General features: G+C 72.6%; 14 protein-coding genes. 7 read left to right on the plus strand and 7 right to left on the minus strand.

The genetic code is table 11. From position 1 onward, the window contains the following. Window positions 1-123 precede the first annotated feature (123 nt). Entirely contained in the window at window positions 124-1,233 is a 1,110-nt protein-coding gene (locus ADK54_RS26480) for a citrate synthase 2 (RefSeq protein WP_053728223.1), read from the minus strand. A 272-nt stretch (window positions 1,234-1,505) separates the two neighbouring features. On the opposite strand from ADK54_RS26480, the gene pdxH reads away from it, so the two are divergent. After that, window positions 1,506-2,162, plus strand: coding sequence for a pyridoxamine 5'-phosphate oxidase (gene pdxH / locus ADK54_RS26485; RefSeq protein ID WP_234392207.1), 657 nt, complete (start codon window positions 1,506-1,508; stop codon window positions 2,160-2,162). 270 nt (window positions 2,163-2,432) lie between these two features. Here the strand turns inward: pdxH and ADK54_RS26490 are convergent, their stop codons facing one another. After that, window positions 2,433-2,816: a VOC family protein gene (locus tag ADK54_RS26490; RefSeq protein ID WP_053728225.1), complete on the minus strand. Its 384-nt coding sequence runs from the start codon at window positions 2,814-2,816 to the stop codon at window positions 2,433-2,435. 183 nt (window positions 2,817-2,999) lie between these two features. On the opposite strand from ADK54_RS26490, the gene ADK54_RS26495 reads away from it, so the two are divergent. Then, complete coding sequence (locus ADK54_RS26495; RefSeq protein WP_053728226.1) at window positions 3,000-4,364, plus strand: PAS domain-containing protein; 1,365 nt, start codon at window positions 3,000-3,002, stop codon at window positions 4,362-4,364. A gap of 15 nt (window positions 4,365-4,379) precedes the next feature. Here the strand turns inward: ADK54_RS26495 and ADK54_RS26500 are convergent, their stop codons facing one another. After that, a complete protein-coding gene (locus ADK54_RS26500; RefSeq protein WP_053728227.1) occupies window positions 4,380-5,135 on the minus strand; it encodes an SIS domain-containing protein in 756 nt (251 codons plus the stop codon). Between the two features lie 203 nt (window positions 5,136-5,338). Between ADK54_RS26500 and ADK54_RS26505 the strand changes: the two genes are divergently transcribed. Then, entirely contained in the window at window positions 5,339-6,031 is a 693-nt protein-coding gene (locus ADK54_RS26505; protein WP_053728228.1) for a metal-dependent transcriptional regulator, read from the plus strand. A 585-nt stretch (window positions 6,032-6,616) separates the two neighbouring features. Continuing rightward, a complete protein-coding gene (locus ADK54_RS26510; RefSeq protein ID WP_053728229.1) occupies window positions 6,617-7,480 on the plus strand; it encodes an alpha/beta fold hydrolase in 864 nt (287 codons plus the stop codon). Window positions 7,481-7,549: 69 nt separating this feature from the next. On the opposite strand, the gene ADK54_RS26515 is transcribed toward ADK54_RS26510, so the two are convergent. From ADK54_RS26515 to ADK54_RS26525, 3 genes are all read right to left on the minus strand, one after another. Next, window positions 7,550-9,157: a hypothetical protein gene (locus tag ADK54_RS26515; protein WP_053728230.1), complete on the minus strand. Its 1,608-nt coding sequence runs from the start codon at window positions 9,155-9,157 to the stop codon at window positions 7,550-7,552. Next, complete coding sequence (locus ADK54_RS26520; RefSeq protein ID WP_053728231.1) at window positions 9,154-9,978, minus strand: ABC transporter ATP-binding protein; 825 nt, start codon at window positions 9,976-9,978, stop codon at window positions 9,154-9,156. Before ADK54_RS26520 ends, ADK54_RS26515 begins: the two co-directional genes overlap by 4 nt. A gap of 67 nt (window positions 9,979-10,045) precedes the next feature. Next, on the minus strand, window positions 10,046-10,735 hold the full coding sequence (locus ADK54_RS26525; protein ID WP_053728232.1) for a bifunctional DNA primase/polymerase: 690 nt from the start codon (window positions 10,733-10,735) through the stop codon (window positions 10,046-10,048). 259 nt (window positions 10,736-10,994) lie between these two features. Here ADK54_RS26525 and ADK54_RS26530 point away from each other — a divergent pair, with 259 nt between their 5' ends. Both ADK54_RS26530 and ADK54_RS45090 read left to right on the plus strand, forming a co-directional pair. Continuing rightward, on the plus strand, window positions 10,995-12,377 hold the full coding sequence (locus ADK54_RS26530) for a hypothetical protein (protein ID WP_053728233.1): 1,383 nt from the start codon (window positions 10,995-10,997) through the stop codon (window positions 12,375-12,377). A 91-nt stretch (window positions 12,378-12,468) separates the two neighbouring features. Continuing rightward, entirely contained in the window at window positions 12,469-14,088 is a 1,620-nt protein-coding gene (locus ADK54_RS45090) for a hypothetical protein (protein ID WP_053728234.1), read from the plus strand. A 12-nt stretch (window positions 14,089-14,100) separates the two neighbouring features. Here ADK54_RS45090 and ADK54_RS26540 read toward each other — a convergent pair whose 3' ends face one another. After that, window positions 14,101-15,462, minus strand: a complete 1,362-nt coding sequence (locus ADK54_RS26540) for an ABC transporter substrate-binding protein (RefSeq protein ID WP_053728235.1) — start codon at window positions 15,460-15,462, stop codon at window positions 14,101-14,103. A gap of 173 nt (window positions 15,463-15,635) precedes the next feature. Here ADK54_RS26540 and ADK54_RS26545 point away from each other — a divergent pair, with 173 nt between their 5' ends. Continuing rightward, window positions 15,636-16,082 (plus strand): SCO4402 family protein, encoded by a 447-nt coding sequence (locus ADK54_RS26545; protein ID WP_053728236.1) that lies wholly within the window; start codon window positions 15,636-15,638, stop codon window positions 16,080-16,082. Window positions 16,083-16,131: the final 49 nt, after the last annotated feature.

Genomic DNA, 16,131 nt, shown 5'->3' on the forward strand with positions numbered 1-16,131 from the left:
GATGAACTCCACATGTCGACGGACAAACCTGACATTTTCGACGCTAGCTCGAACGTGGCGCACTGTCGCGCTGTGTGGCCTAACGGCTACTCCACGCGTGGGGGCCGCCCCTGCCCCAACGGCTCAGTGCGAGATGTCCGTGATCTCTGCGTACCCCTCGATCGAGCGCGGATCCCGTGAACCCGGGCCCACATAGCGGGCCGACGGCCGCACCAGACGGCCCGTCCGCTTCTGCTCCAGGATGTGCGCCGACCAGCCCGCCGTCCGGGCGCAGGTGAACATCGAGGTGAACATGTGCGCCGGGACCTCCGCGAAGTCCAGGACGATCGCCGCCCAGAACTCCACGTTCGTCGCCAGGACGCGGTCGGGCCGCCGCGCGTGCAGCTCGTCCAGGGCCGCCTTCTCCAGGGCCTCCGCCACCTCGAAGCGCGGCGCGCCCAGCTCCTTCGCGGTGCGGCGCAGCACCCGGGCGCGCGGGTCCTCGGCGCGGTAGACGCGGTGGCCGAAGCCCATCAGGCGCTCCCCGTTGTCGAGCGCCTGCTTCACGTACGCCGTCGCGTCCCCGGTCCGCTCGATCTCCTCGATCATGCCGAGCACCCGCGAGGGGGCGCCGCCGTGCAGCGGTCCCGACATCGCGCCGACCGCGCCGGACAGCGCGGCCGCGACGTCCGCGCCGGTCGAGGCGATGACGCGGGCGGTGAACGTCGAGGCGTTCATGCCGTGCTCGGCGGCGCTCGTCCAGTACGCGTCCACCGCCTTGACGTGCTTGGGGTCCGGCTCGCCGCGCCAGCGGATCATGAACCGCTCGACGACGGACTCCGCCTTGTCGATCTCCCGCTGCGGCACCATCGGCCGGCCCTGCCCGCGCGCCGACTGGGCGACGTACGACAGCGCCATGACGGCGGCCCGGGCCAGGTTGTCGCGGGCGGTGCGCTCGTCGATGTCGAGCAGGGGTTTGAGGCCCCACACGGGCGCCAGCATGGCCAGCGCCGACTGGACGTCCACCCGGATGTCCCCGGAGTGGACGGGGATCGGGAACGGCTCGGCGGGCGGCAGGCCGGGGTTGAACGCCCCGTCGACCAGGAGTCCCCACACGTTCCCGAACGAGACGTGCCCGACCAGGTCCTCGATGTCGACGCCCCGGTAGCGAAGGGCGCCGCCCTCCTTGTCCGGCTCGGCGATCTCCGTTTCGAACGCGACGACTCCCTCAAGTCCGGGTACGAAGTCGGACATCAGGCGGCTCCTCATGATGTGTGCGTCGGGCTGCGGGCGGGCCGTGCCGCCCCGGGTCCCTCGGTCATGCCCCGTACGGCGGTCAGGAATCCCGCCGGAGGCTTCACGCGTGTATGGAGGCCACAGTGGCCCAGCCGAGAGTTTGGCGGGTCCCGCCGATGCGGGGAAGCGTGACATCCGGCACACTGCCCCAATTCGGCGGCCGGGGGTTAACGCCGCACCGCCGCGGGCACACTGGACCCCCGCCGGACCCAGGGCGGCGGTGCGGCAGGATGGGGCACGTGACCGACCTGGACCCCGCAGCGATGCGCCAGCAGTACCGCACCACCCTCCTCGCCGAGGACGATCTGGCCGCCACGCCCATGGGGCAGTTCGCGCGCTGGTTCAAGGAGGCCGTGGCCGGCGGGCTGCACGAGCCCAACGCGATGGTCGTCGCCACCGCCACCCCCGACGGCCGCCCCTCCACCCGCACGGTGCTCCTGAAGTCCTACGACGAGCACGGCTTCGTCTTCTTCACCAACTACGCCTCGCGCAAGGCCGCCGAACTCACCGCGAACCCGTACGCCTCGCTGCTCTTCCCCTGGCACCAGCTGGCCCGCCAGGTCATCGTCAACGGCACCGCGTCCCGCGTCCCGCGCGCCGAGACCGAGCGCTACTTCCGCAGCCGTCCGCACGGCTCGCAGCTCGGCGCCTGGGCCAGCGCCCAGTCCACGGTGATCGCCTCCCGGTCCGAACTCACCGCCCGCTACGGGGAGTTGGCGACCCGCTACCCCGAGGGCAGCGAGGTCCCGGTCCCCGAACACTGGGGCGGCTTCCGGGTCGCGCCGCAGACGGTGGAGTTCTGGCAGGGCCACGAGAACCGCCTGCACGACCGGCTCCGGTACGTCGCGGACGGCGCCGCCTGGCGCGTGGAGCGCCTCGCGCCCTGAGGTAGGGCGCGCCGTTCCTGCCCCGGGCATGCAGAAACCCGCGGGCTCGGGTTCCTCCGGAGAGGAGCCGGCCGGACGTACCGGCGAGCCCGCGGGTCGGTGACTGCTTGGGAATTCGGCCGACGGCATGTCGGCACCGCACTAAGAGTGCGACTGGCAGGCCGTCAGCCCGCAGTCACCTCACGCGTCCGGTTTGCATACATCTGTCAAACCACCTCCCTTCTCGTGTGCACCACACATTAGGCAGCCCCTCGGCGCCCCTCAAGCGAATTAATTCCGGGTCCGGGTTCGCTCCTCGGCGCTGCGTTCCACGCAGAACTCGTTTCCCTCGATGTCGGTCATCGTGGCCCACCCCGTGCCGTCGGGGCGGCGGTGGTCGCCGACGAGGGTGGCGCCCAGGGACAGGAGGCGCTCGACCTCCTCGTCGCGGGAGCGGTCCTGCGGCTGGAGGTCCAGGTGGACGCGGTTCTTCACCGACTTGGCGTCCGGCACCTCGATGAACAGGAGGGTGATGCCCTCGGCGGCGACGAGGACCTCCGGGTCGTCGGGCTCGTCCTCCTTGCCCACGGTGCCGTCGAGCACCTCGGCCCAGAACGTGGCCAGGCGGTAGGCGTCGGCGCAGTCGAATGTCACATGGCGTACGAGAGAGGTCATGGGCGTCACTATGTGCGCGCCCCGGCGGGGGCGTCCAGGGGCGGCCGGTAACTGCCGTTGGCCGGAAGGGATTTCGGCGAACCAGGTGTGGGCTGCGTCACGTTCGAGTTGAATGATCCGACGTGCGTACGTCTGCGCGTCAGCCGTGTGATGCGGCGACCACGTCCTGCAGGGGGTGCCAGGATGAGTGCTTCCCGGAGTGAGACCGCCAGTGCTCCGGTTCCGGACGGATCCGGTGCCGGGCCCGCGAGCACGGCCGTGCCGGAACCCGGCGGGGACCTCCTCGCCGCGCTGCTCGACGGGATGGACGCGGCGCTGTGCGCGTTCGACGCGGACGGCGTGGTCACCCACTGGAACCGCGAGGCCGAGCGGATCCTCGGCTGGCCGGCCGAGGAGGCCGTGGGGCGGCGGGGGTTCGCGGGCTGGGCGGTGCGGCCCGCCGACGCCGACGAGGTGCAGGGGCGGCTGATGGCGGTCATGGACGCGCCGGGCCGCCAGGTCCATGAGTTCGCCCTCCTCAAGAAGGACGGCGGCCGCGTCCTGGTCCGTACGCAGTCGGCGGGTGTGCGGGGCGCCGACGGGGCCCCGGCCGGGGTGTACTGCGCGTTCAGCGAGGTGCACGCGCAGATCGACCTGGAGCGGTCCATCGCGCTCAGCGAGGCCCTCTTCGAGGACGGGTCCTGGGGCGTCGTCCTGGTCGACGTCGACCTGCGCCCCACCGTCGTCAACACCTACGCGGCCCGCGCCCTCGGCACCGCACGCGCGACCCTGCTCGGCCGCCCCCTGGGCGAGCTGATCGTCCAGGGCGTCGAGGACCTGGAGGGCGCGCTCCAGCACGTCCTGTCCGAGGGCGCGCCGGCCAGCCCCGCCGAGGTGTGGGTGACGCTGCGCACCGCGGAGGGCGAACGGCGGCGCTGCTGGCGCAGCGGGTTCCTCAGGCTGTCCTCGCCGCTCGCGGAGGAACCGGTTCCGCTCGGGGTCGGCTGGCTCTTCCAGGACGTCACCGACGCCAGGCTCGCCGAACAGGACGCGGACCGGCTCCGCTTCCGCTCCAACCAGCTCCACCGCGCCTCGCGGACCGCCGCCGAGTGCGAGGACCCGATGGAGGCGGCGACCACCCACCTGGACTACGCGCTGGCCGGTTTCGCCGACCACGCCCTGGTGGACCTGGCCGTGGGCGAGCGGCTCGTGCGGGCCGCGGCGACCCCGGCCGGCGCGCCGGGCCCGGCCGCGCCGGTGGCGGGCGGCGGCATCCCGGTCCGCTATCCGGCGGGCCACCCCGCGTTGCAGGCGGTGGACCGGATCGGCTCCGTACGGGACAGCGCGGGCGCGGCGGGCGAGGCCTGGGCGGCGGAGCGCCAGTGGCCGCCGGACGCGGCACACGCCCTGTGCGCGGTGCTGCGCAGCCGCGGCCGCACCCTGGGCGTGCTGACCTTCCTGCGCGGCCCGTCCCGCCCGGCCTTCGAGCGCCCGGACGCGGCGTACGCGGAGAGCGTGGCGGTCCGGGTCGCGGCGGCGGTGGACCTGGCGCGGGTGCTGGGCGGCTGACCTGGCCCGGGGCTCTCAGTGCCGGAAGAAGATCCGGTCCCCGTACTCCGACATGACCCGCCCGTTCCACTCGTGGCCCCCGTCGACGTTCCCCGAACGCAGCAGCGGCGGCTCGATGCCGCGGGCGACCAGGGCCTCGGCGGCCGCAGCCATCATGGCCTGCATCAGGGCGCTGGTCACCACGGTGGACGCGGGCGCGAAGGGCGCCTCGATGCCCTCGTGGGTCAGCTCGGCGTCGCCCACCGCGATCTTGCTGTCGAGCACGATGTCGCAGTGGTCGCGCAGGAACGTACCCGAGACGTGCCGTGACCTGGTGCCCTCCGCGTACGCCACCGACGTGACTCCGATGACCTTGAGCCCGAGCGCCCGCGCGTTCATCGCCATCTCCACGGGCAGCGCGTTGCGCCCGGACAGCGAGATGATCACGAGGACGTCGCCGGATTTGGCGGGGCTGGAGTCGAGCACCGCGCCCGCGAGGCCGTCGACGCGCTCCAGCGCGGAGCCGAGGGTGGCGGGCATGACGTCGACGCCGACCACGCCGGGCACCGCGAGCAGGTTCATCAGGGCGAACCCGCCGGCCCGGTAGACCACGTCCTGGGCGGCGAGGGAGGAGTGCCCGGCGCCGAAGGCGAAGAGCCGGCCGCCCGCCGCGACGGTGTCGGCGATCAGAGAGCCGGCGGCCGCGATGTTCAGCGACTCCTCGTCCCGCACCCGCCCCAGGAGCCCGATCGCGGCGTCGAAGAACTGACCGGCCAGCTTGCTCTCGCTCATCGCCGAGGACCCTTTCCGGGGTGGGGTAACGACCGTGCGCCGATCACGGTGCGGTCTGGACCTTTCCCCTGTCAATACGGTGTCCACGGGCAGCGGGTCAAGATGGCGGGCGGTCGCTGCGGCACGGTTGTCAGTGCGATGCGTCAGAATTGGTTCAGGGCCAGCGGTACGACGTTTTTATGTCACAGCATCGAGGGGCACGTATGTCCGGACTGATCGACACCACGGAGATGTATCTCCGCACCATCCTCGAGCTCGAGGAGGAGGGTGTGGTCCCCATGCGCGCCCGCATCGCCGAGCGCCTGGACCAGAGCGGCCCGACGGTGAGCCAGACGGTGGCGCGCATGGAGCGCGACGGCCTGGTGCAGGTCGCGGGCGACCGCCACCTGGAGCTGACCGACGAGGGGCGCAAGCTGGCGACGCGCGTCATGCGCAAGCACCGGCTCGCCGAGTGCCTGCTCGTCGACGTGATCGGCCTGGAGTGGGAGCAGGTCCACGCGGAGGCGTGCCGCTGGGAGCACGTGATGAGCGAGGCGGTCGAGCGCCGCGTCCTGGAGCTCCTGCGCCACCCGACGGAGTCTCCGTACGGAAACCCGATCCCGGGCCTGGAGGAGCTGGGCGAGAAGGCCGAGGCCGACGCGTTCCTGGAGGACGGCATCATCAGCCTGGGCGAGCTCGACCCGGGCCCCGAGGGCAAGACGGTGATCGTGCGCCGGATCGGCGAGCCGATCCAGACCGACGCCCAGCTGATGTACACGCTGCGACGGGCGGGCGTGCAGCCCGGCGCCGTGGTGAGCGTGACGCAGTCGCCCGGCGGGGTCCTGGTGGGCAGCAGCGGCGAGGCCGCCGAGCTCGGCGCGGACGTCGCCTCGCACGTCTTCGTCGCCAAGCGCTGAGCCGAGCGCGCGCGAGCCGAACGCATGGCGCGCGCGAGCCGGCCGCATGCGGAAGCGGCGGTGACGGAACGTCATCGCCCTTTCCCCGGGCGCCCGTTGGGGCCACTGCGCGAAGGCTGCGGGAAGCTTGCGGGGAAGGCCGGTTTCCGGGTGGAATGGCAGCGGCCGGGCGGATCGCGTGCGAGGCTGTGCCTTGAGGCATATGACCGCAGAGGCGTGCGGCAGGGGAGGGGGCGGCATGGTGCCGTTCGAACCACTTGCACCACCTTCGGCACCCCGGCCTGCCTGGGCGTCCGTGCCGGTCCACCTGCTTCAGGAAGACCAGGGCCCCGGCGCCTCGCGGCGCCGGGGCCTGTCCTCCCCGGTGTCGACCCGGAGCCCCGAGCTCCCAGGGTCGACCCCCGCAGACCGTCTTCCCCGAGCGGCCCGCCTCCCGGAGAAGATCTCCCCTCGGCACGTTCCGTCAATCCTTGAGTGTGGTCACTCGAACGAGGGGTGTTGCGCGAGAGACGCGAGTTTTCGAATAGAGGTTCGATACTCTGCGGGGAACTGACCACTCGGGGGCTGAAGGGGGTGCCAGGGCACATGGTGCGGCGCATCGATGTGACGGGGGCCGGCGGGGTTCGCCTCGCCGCCTGGGAGTTCGCGGAGCAGCCCAAGGCCCGTGCGGAGACCGAGCGCGCTCCCGGGGTCTTACTGCTCCACGGGCTGATGGGCCGCGCCTCGCACTGGGCCTCCACGGCCCGCTGGCTCGCCGAGAAACACCGGGCGGTCGCCATCGACCAGCGAGGCCACGGCCGCAGCGACAAGCCCGCCGAAGGCCCCTTCACCCGCGAGGTCTACGTGGCCGACGCCGAGGCGGCCGTCGAACAGCTGGGCCTCGCCCCCGTCACCCTGATCGGCCACTCCATGGGCGCCCTCACCGCCTGGCAGCTGGCCGCCAAGCGCCCCGACCTGGTCCGCGCCCTGGTCATCTGCGACATGCGGGCCTCGGCGCTCGGCGCGGCCTCGCAGCGCGAGTGGGAGGACTGGTTCAAGTCCTGGCCGGTGCCCTTCGCCACGCTCGCCGACGTACGCAAGTGGTTCGGCGAGGACGATCCGTGGGTCGAGCGGCCCAGCCCCGCCCGGGGCGAGTTCTTCGCCGAGGTCATGGCCGAGCGGGCCGACGGCTGGCGCCCGGTGTTCTCCCGCCGCCAGATGCTGACCTCCCGCGAAACCTGGGTGTACGACGCCCACTGGGAGGAGCTCGCCCAGGTCGACTGCCCCGCGCTCGTAGTGCGGGGACTGGACGGGGAGCTGGGCCGGGCGGAGGCGCAGGAGATGGTCCGGGTCCTGCCGCGCGGCCAGTACGCCGAGGTGGCCGATGCCGGCCACCTCGTCCACTACGACCAGCCCGAGGGCTGGCGCACCGCGATCGAGCCGTTCCTCGACGGGGTGCTCACCCCGTAAAACCCCACCCCACTCCACCCCGCCCCGCCCCGCGCCCCAGCAGGACCGGTGCCGCGCCCGGCGGGAGGGCTAGCCCGTGCTGACCGCCGACAGGATCTCCGGCAGCCGGTCCGCCGCGCGTGGCGCCGCCACCTTCAGACCCGCCCAGGCGATCAGCGCCCCGTATGCCGCGCCCAACGGCAGCAGCAGCCACAGGGAGCCGTGGTTGCCGGAGACGTGCAGCCAGATCGCGAGGGCGATCATCGGCGCGCAGAGCAGCGCGCCCACCACCATCCCGCCGAGGATCGACAGGGCCGCGATGCCGCCCTGCCCCGGTGCCACGTTCTTGCGGCTGTCCTGCGGGATCGAGTACGCCAGCGTCGCCGACGCCACCGAGCCCGTCGCCAGCATCGCGCCGAGCAGCGAGAGCGCGAGCCCGATGACCTCGGGCAGCTTCGCCCAGTCGCCGAGCAGCCCGGCCGTCACGGCGGCCACGAGCAGCGTGTACGGAAGCGTCACGAGCAGCAGCGCGAACGCCCGTGCGCGCAGCTCCAGATAGGCGTCCCGGGTCGAGGAGATGGTCTGGACCACCATCCAGAACGCCGAGGTGTCCTGCCCGAACTGGTTGTACATCTGCACACCGAGCATGCCGGTGGCGAAGCAGGCGAAGTAGACGGTCCCGTGGCCCTGGAGGGCGTTGAAGACCGGCACGATCAGGCCGATCGCGAGCGAGGTGATCCACGCCGCCTTGGTCTTGGGGTCCCGCCAGGCGTAGCGCAGCGTACGCAGCATCACGGTGCCGGTGCGGCCCTCGGGGAGCAGCGAGGTGAGGCCCTTGCCGCCGGACTCCTTGCGGGAGGCGTCCGAGGCGGCGAGCGTCGAGCCGTCCGGCGTGGTCATCAACTTCACCAGCGAGCGCTGCCAGGCATACAGGAGAACCACCAACGCGCCCACGGAGATGAGGAGTTGGAGCACGGCGCGGCCGTACGCGCCCTCGCCCGCCGAGTCGACCGCGCCGATCGCGGAGGCCGGCGGCAGCCAGCGCACCACGTCGGCGACCGGGTCGAGCGCGGAGAGCCCGCCGGTCCTGCCGAGGCGCTGCGCGCCGAAGTTCACGAACTGGATGCCGACCGCGATCACCAGGCCGCTCAGCACCGCGAGGTCGCGGCCCTTGCGCGAGGTGAGCAGCCGCGTGTTGGCGGCGGCGACCGCGCGGGCCAGCGCCACGCACACGAGCAGCGCGAGCGGAACCGCGAGGACCGCGACCACGGCCGCGCCCGCCCCGTGCGCCACGGCGATCGCCGAACCGAGGATCAGACAGAGCGTGAACAGCGGCCCGATGCCGACCAGGGAAGCGGCGAGCAGCGCGCCGATTAGCGGCTGCGGCCGCAGCGGCAGCATGACCAGCCGGGTCGGGTCCAGGGTCTCGTCGCCGCTCGGGAAGAACAGCGGCATCACGGTCCAGCCGATGGCCAGCAGAGCCACGCCCAGCACGCCCACGGTGGCCGCGTGCGCGTTGCCGTGCAGCGCGATCAGGCCGAGCAGTTGCAGCGCCGCGAAGAGCAGGGCGAGGACCGCGGAGGTGATGTAGGCGGCCCGGCGGCCGCCGGACTGCCGCAGCCCGTTCTTGAGCAGCGACAGCTTGAGGCGTACGAAGACGGGAGTCAGGGCGGAGGCGTTCTGAGAGGACACGGTCATCGGGTACCGCCGCCGAGCCAGTCGAGGGAGTCCCCGGTGTCGCGGCCGTTCGCGCCGACGAGTTCGAGGAAGGCGTTCTGCAGGGAGGAGGCGTCGCCGCGCACCTCGGCCAGGGTGCCCTGGGCGCGGATGCGGCCCGCGGCCATCACGGCGACCCAGTCGCACAGCGACTCGACGAGCTCCATGACGTGGCTGGAGAAGACGACGGTGGCGCCGGAGGCGGTGTAGCGCTCCAGGACGCCGCGGATGGTCTGGGCGGACACCGGGTCGACGCCCTCGAACGGCTCGTCCAGGAACAGGACTTCGGGGTTGTGCAGCAGGGCGGCCGCGAGCCCGATCTTCTTGCGCATGCCGGTCGAGTAGTCGACGACGAGCTTGTGCTGGGCGCCCGCGAGGTCCAGCACGTCCAGGAGCTGGGCGGCCCGCTTGTCGACCTCGGCGCCGGGCAGTCCGCGCAGCCGGCCCGAGTAGCCGAGGAGCTCGCGTCCCGAGAGCCGCTCGAACAGGCGCAGGCCCTCCGGCAGCACGCCGATGCGGGACTTCACGGCGACCGGGTCGCGCCACACGTCGTGCCCGCCGACCTCGACCGTGCCCTGGTCGGGCCTGAGCAGCCCGGTCACCATGGACAGAGTGGTGGTCTTGCCCGCGCCGTTCGGGCCGACCAGACCGATGAACTTGCCCGCGGGCAGCTCCAGATCGATCCCCGCGACGGCGATCTGCTCACCGAAGCGCTTCCACAGCCCTTGCACGCGGACGGCGGGCGGCGCCGTACGCGCTCCGCCCGCCGTGTCCGCCGTTTCCTCGAATGCCTGGTCCGGCATGGTGGTGCCTTTCGTCCCCGTGATGGTGCCTACCTGGACACCATAGGAGCCGAGTGCGCCGGTTGCGCTAGGGGCGGCGGGCCCTTGCGTCGGCGGCTTCGCGGCCGCAGGCGTAGGCGAGGGGGCTGATCAGTTCCTCGGCGTCCGGCAGCCAGCGGTTGGCGGGGGTGGGGCGGCGTGCCCACTGGACCGCGCCCGAGCCGCCGATGCGGGTCGGCGGCGCCGCCACGTAGTCGCCCTCGCCGCGGGTGATGAGGTCGACCGAGGCCGGCGTCCACCCCAACTTCCGTACCAGATCGGGGACTTTGGCGCCCGCGCCCGGCAGGACGAAGAACAGCATCCGGCGGTCCGGGGTGCAGGTGACCGGGCCGAGCGTGAGCTCCATCCGCTCCATGCGGGCAAGGGCCAGGAACCCGGCCGACTCCGGTACGTCGATGGCGTCGAAGGTGCGCCCGGTGGGAAGCAGGATCGAGGACCGGGGGTTCTTGGACCACAGACGGCGGGCGGCGACCGCGCTGCCGGTGGCCTGCGTCGCCCAGTCCGGCCGGGCCGGGTGCGCGCCCGGTTTCGGGCACGCCGGGTCACCGCACGAGCAGCGCTCGACGCCCTCGTCGGCCTCCAGGGAGGTGCCGGGGAAGACGTCCCAGTGCCGCTCCTCCGCGTACCGTACGGCGCTGTCCAGGAGCTGTTCGCCGCGCTGCTTGGGGATCTGTGCGGATTCCGTATCCGTGCCCGTGCCTGTGATGGTTTCTTCCACGACGGGCTCAACTCCGGCCGCCACCGAGGGTTACGGGCTCGGCGAGCGTGGGATCAGCGGGATCGGTCCTGCATATGGGGCGCATGGGTGCATGGATGGGGGCGCGCGTGGGGCTGTGTGTCGGCGCCAGGGTAGCCATATGCGGGGGAAGCACACGGGAATTCTGCCAATGACGCCATATTCCCGATTCCCCTCGTTTCTCTGCATATTCGCAGGGCAGTGATCACTGTGCTGATCACTGCCGCTCCAGGGGGTTCACATGGCAGCCAGGCCGCTCGTCGCCCGCCAGCCCAATGAACGGCTGCAGGCACTCATCCAGGAAGCCGGATGTTCCAACGCCGGCCTCGCCCGCCGCGTGAACATGGTCGGCGCGGAGCGGGGTCTCGACCTGCGCTACGACAAGACGTCCGTGGCGCGCTGGCTGCGCGGACAGCAGCCGAGGGGGCGGGCGCCGGGGATCATCGCGGAGGCGCTCGGCCGCAAGCTGGGCCGTACGGTCACGATCGACGAGATCGGCATGGCCAACGGCAAGAACCTCGCGTCAGGGGTGGGGCTCCAGTTCTCGCCCACCGTCCTCGGCGCGATCGAGCAGGTCTGCGAGCTGTGGCGCAGCGACGTGGGGCGCCGCGACTTCCTGTCCGGCTCCACGGTGGCGGCCTCGGCGCTGGTCGAGCCGAGCCGGGACTGGCTGATCACCGGGGCCGACGCGCAGGTCGCGCGCAGCGCGGGGCAGCGGGTCGGCGCCGCCGACGTCGAGGCCGTCAAGGCGATGACGGACGCGCTGGTGCAGCTGGACCACCGGTTCGGGGCCGGCCATGTGCGGCCCGTCGTCGTGCACTACCTCAACAGCGTCGTGTCCGGGCTGCTCGCCGGGTCCTACCGGGAGTCCGTGGGGCGGCAGTTGTTCGCGGCGGTGGCCCGGCTCACCGAACTCGCCGGGTACATGGCCGTCGACACCGGCCAGCCGGGCCTCGCCCAGCGCTACTACATCCAGGCGCTGCGCCTCGCCCAGGCCGCCGACGACCGGGGTTACGGCGGATATGTCCTGGCCGCGTCCATGAGTCACCTCGCCGCCCAGCTCGGCAATCCGCGCGAGATCGCCCAACTGGCGCGGGCCGCGCAGGAGGGCGCGCGCGGCCGGGTCACGCCGCGCGCCGAGGCCATGTTCTACGCCGCCGAGGCGCGCGGGCACGCGCTGCTCGGTGACGCCCGGACCTGCCAGGCGGTGGCGGGCCGGGCGCTCACCGCGCTGGACGCGGCGGACCCCGAATCCGGCGACGACCCGAGCTGGATCGCGCACTTCGACCAGGCCTACCTCGCGGACGAACTCGCGCACTGCCATCGGGACTTGGGCCAGTCGGAGGCCGCCGCGCGGCGGGCCGAGGAGTCGCTGGCCGGGCACCCCGAGTCGCGGGCCAGGCGGCGCGCCATCGGGCTCGTCCTGCTCGCCAGCGCGCAGGTCCAGCAGCGCGAGGTCGAGGAGGCGTGCGCGACGGGGACGCGGGCGGTGGAGCTCCTGTCCACGCTGCGCTCCAACCGGGGCGCCGACTACCTGGAGGACCTCCAGCTGCGCCTGGAGCCGTTCGGGGACGAGCCCGCGGTGCGGGAGTTCGGGGAGCGCCTGGAGGTCCAGGCGGCCTGAGCGGGCGGGGTTGAGGGAGGGCTTGGCAAGGGCGTGGGGGGACCCGGTAGCGTGAACCGACGATTCCGTAGGTCCACGTACAGGAGTTCCGGTGACGCAGAGCCGACAGGGTGACGAGCCGCAGCTTCCGGCTGTGCGGCCCGCGCACGAGGGTGTCGTGCTGCCCGCCGACGGAAGCGGCCCCCGCGCCGGGGAGCCGCTGCCGGCGCCTCCTGGAGCCCAGCCCTGGGGTCAGCCCTGGGGCCCGCAGGGCCAGGCCTCCCAGCCGCCTCCCGTCGCGCCCCCGCAGGGACCGGCGACCTTCGGGCAGCCCCTGCCGCCCGAGAACGGCGGCGGGGACGCGGAGGCGACCCAGTACATAGCGCACATGCCGGGTAACCCGGGCAACTCCGGAGGTGAGGCCACGCAGTTCCTCGCGCCGGTGCCGGCCGGGAACGGCGATGCGGAGGCCACGCAGTACATAGCCCCCGTACCGGGGAACTCCGGCGGTGAGGCGACGCAGTACCTCGCCCCCGTACCGGGGAACTCCGGCGGTGAGGCGACGCAGTACCTCGCCCCCGTGCCGGGCGGGCCGGCGAACTCCGGCGGTGAAGCCACGCAGTACATCGCGCCCGTGCCGGCCGGGCCGGGCGGCTCCGGCGGTGAGGCGACGCAGTACCTCGCCCCGGTGGCGGGCGGACCCGGCGCGCTGCCGCCCGAGCACGCCGGTGAGCCGAACCACTTCCTCGGGGCCCAGGCTCCGGGCGCCGACCCGACCCAGGTCCTGCCGCCGGTGCCGCCGGCCCCGCAGGACGCCCCGTACGGGATACGTCCAGGGGCGCCGGGCGACCGGCAGCCCCCCGCCGAGTTCGACAGCCTCTTCCGGGCCGACGGCCCGCCCCAACAGGGCGACGGGTCCGCGCAGTTGCCCCGCTTCCAGCCCTCCGTACCGCTGAACCGGCCGCAGCAGCAGGCGCCCTACCAGCCGCCGCAGGCCCCGGCCCCGCAGTTCCAGCCGCAGCCGCAGTTCGCCGCCCAGCCCCCGTACCAGGAGCCCGCGGGCCAGCAGTCCGGGTACGAGCCGGAGGCGCCCCGGCGCAAGTCGCCCGTCGGCGTCATCGCCGCCGTCGTCGTCGGCTGCGCGGTCATCGGGCTCGGCGCGGGCGCGCTCCTGAGCGGCGGCGGGGACGACAAGAAGGACGACAAGCAGCCCGCGGCCGTCAGTTCGCCCGCCACCGGCGACGGCGGCGGCGCCAAGCCCGGTGACGACCCCGCCAAGGCGCAGGCCGAGGCGCTCGACAAGCTGCTCGCCGACAGTGGCAGCAGCCGGGACGCGGTGATCGGCGCGGTCGCCGACATCCGCAAGTGCGACAAGCTCGACCAGGCGTCCGCCTCGCTGCGTTCCGCCGCGCAGCAGCGCGGCGACCTGGTGACGCGGCTCGGCCAGCTCTCCGTCGACAAGCTGCCCAACCACGACCAGCTCTCCGCCGCGCTCACCAAGGCGTGGCAGTCATCGGCGACCGCGGACAACTCCTACGCGGCGTGGTCGGACGCGGTCGCCGGGGACAAGGGGAAGAGCTGCAAGGGCGGGCACGCGAAGCGGACGAAGGACGCCGGGCAGGGGGACAAGGCCTCCGGGGAGGCGACCAAGTCCAAGCAGGAGGCCGCTGGGCTGTGGAACGCCATCGCCACCAAGTGGAACCTGACCAAGCGGGGAGCGACCCAGCTCTAGGCGCCGGGACGCTCAGCCGTTCGCCGCCGAGTTCTCCAGGGTTGAACTCACGTCCGTGAAGCCCCCCTTCAGGGAGACCAGGCGGCCGTCCTTCACCACCTGGAACGTCACCTGGCGGTTCACGATGCGCGGGAAGTCCGGGGCCGCCAGCATGTCTTCGAAGCGCCAGCGCAGGTCGGGGGTGAGGCCGCCGGTGTTCACGCTGACGCCCTTGTTGAGCGCGCGCACCACGTCCACCGCGCGCACCGAGTCCTGGCCGAGGGACTCGACGATCTTCTTCAGGACCGTGTACGCGATCCAGGTGGTCTGCACCCCCGCGTCCGCCGCGTCGATCGCGTCGTCCCCGAAGGCCTGTTCGCGGATGACCTTCTTCATCGGGTCCCAGCGCGGATCGTCGGCCTCCGGGTACCAGCCGGTGACGTACGCGCCCTCGAAGGGGCCGTCCTTACCGCCGGTGCGGTCGACGAGCGGCTGGCCGAGCGAGCCGATGACCGAGGCGACGCGCACCTTCTGGTCGTCGCTCTCCACCCGCCGGAAGGAGTCGAAGAAGGTTTCCGTGCGGTCGCCGAGCACGGCCGTCACGCAGCCCTTCTTCGCCTTCTGCTCGGCCGCCTTCTTGCCGATCCGGCCCACGAGCGCCGGATCTGCCCCGGCCTGCACGAGCGCGCGCTGGGCTTCGGCGGTGTAGTCGCTGGCGTCCTCGGTCGTACGGATGTCGGTGACGGGCTTGCGGTGCGCGGCGAGCAGTCCGGCGTTCAGCAGGGTCGGCAGGAGGTCGCCAGCGATGGTGTCGGGGCGTACCAGGGAGACCTGTTCGCAGTCCGGGGCGAGCTGTTGGCCGCTGCCCGCGATGAGGGCGGCCTGGCCGCCGTTGACGGGGTAGGACAGCGCGCTGGTGAACTCCTGGTCGGATATGCCGTATCCGCCGAGATAGGGGATGCCGGCCACCTCAAGCGAGGGCATGAAGGCGCTGCCGTACTGGCTGTAGGAGCCGACGACCGCGACCGCGTTCTCCTTCACCGCGCGGCGTGCGCAGTCCGAGGCGCCGGTCGCCGTGTTGTGCTCGTTGCAGGTGAGGACGTTCAGCTCGTGCCCGTCGATGCCGCCGTTGGCGTTGACCCAGCGGGCGAACGCCTTGGCCATGGCGGGCATGCCGGGGGTGTTGGTGGCGGAGGTGCCGTCGGGCGCCCAGGTCATGACGGTGATGGGCTCCCTGGAGCCCCCCGCGACTCCAGGGAGTACACCGCAGCCGGTCAACAGGCCGGCGCCCACCGCCGAACACGCGGCGAACACGGTGGCCGTCGTGCTGATCGAACTGATCGAGCGGCGGGGCCTGGTCGAGCCCCGAGGACGCTGCCATCCGTAACCGGTCATGTGCCCACACACTTCCGCCCCACGGGTAACGGGAAAGTGAGCATGCTTCAACGCAGGGTGACGCACAGGTGAATTGCGGGGGCCCGTCGGGCGAGGGTTGTGGGGAACGTACGATCGAAAACGTGCAGCAAGGTTCAGCAAGCCCTTCCCGTCGCGGCCGTCGCTCCTCCACCATGGGCGGCATGCCGTTGAATGACATGCCGTGGTGGCGCTGGCGTACGAACGTACGGTCCGCGCTGCACATGCTCTCCGACCCCGTCTTCCACGAGGAGACCTGGCTGGCCGGGCGCGAAGGGTTCGGGGACGTCACCGACGCCGTGTACCGCCTGGTCGAGGACACCTGGCTGGACAACTGGTCCGCCGAGAAGTACGTCGGAACGATCTTCCGGGACTCGGGCGAGGCGGCCCTCGTCGACGTCGCCGTCCTGCGGGTGCTGCGCATCATGCACCAGGTCGGCGCCGACGCACCCGTCTCCGCCTACCTCGCCCACCACGCCTGGCCCGAGGCGGTGCGGGCGGCGCGCGAGGCGCATGTGCGGCTCGCGCACAGCGACGGCGAGGACCCCGACGCGCCGCCGCGCTCCCTCGAAGTGCTGAGGATCCTGACCCGCTCGGCCTGAGGTCCGGATCCTGGTCCGGGGGCCGCCGGGGTGCCCGGTTGTGGCATCC

Source organism: Streptomyces sp. WM6378 (genome assembly GCF_001279695.1).
Taxonomy (GTDB): domain Bacteria; phylum Actinomycetota; class Actinomycetes; order Streptomycetales; family Streptomycetaceae; genus Streptomyces.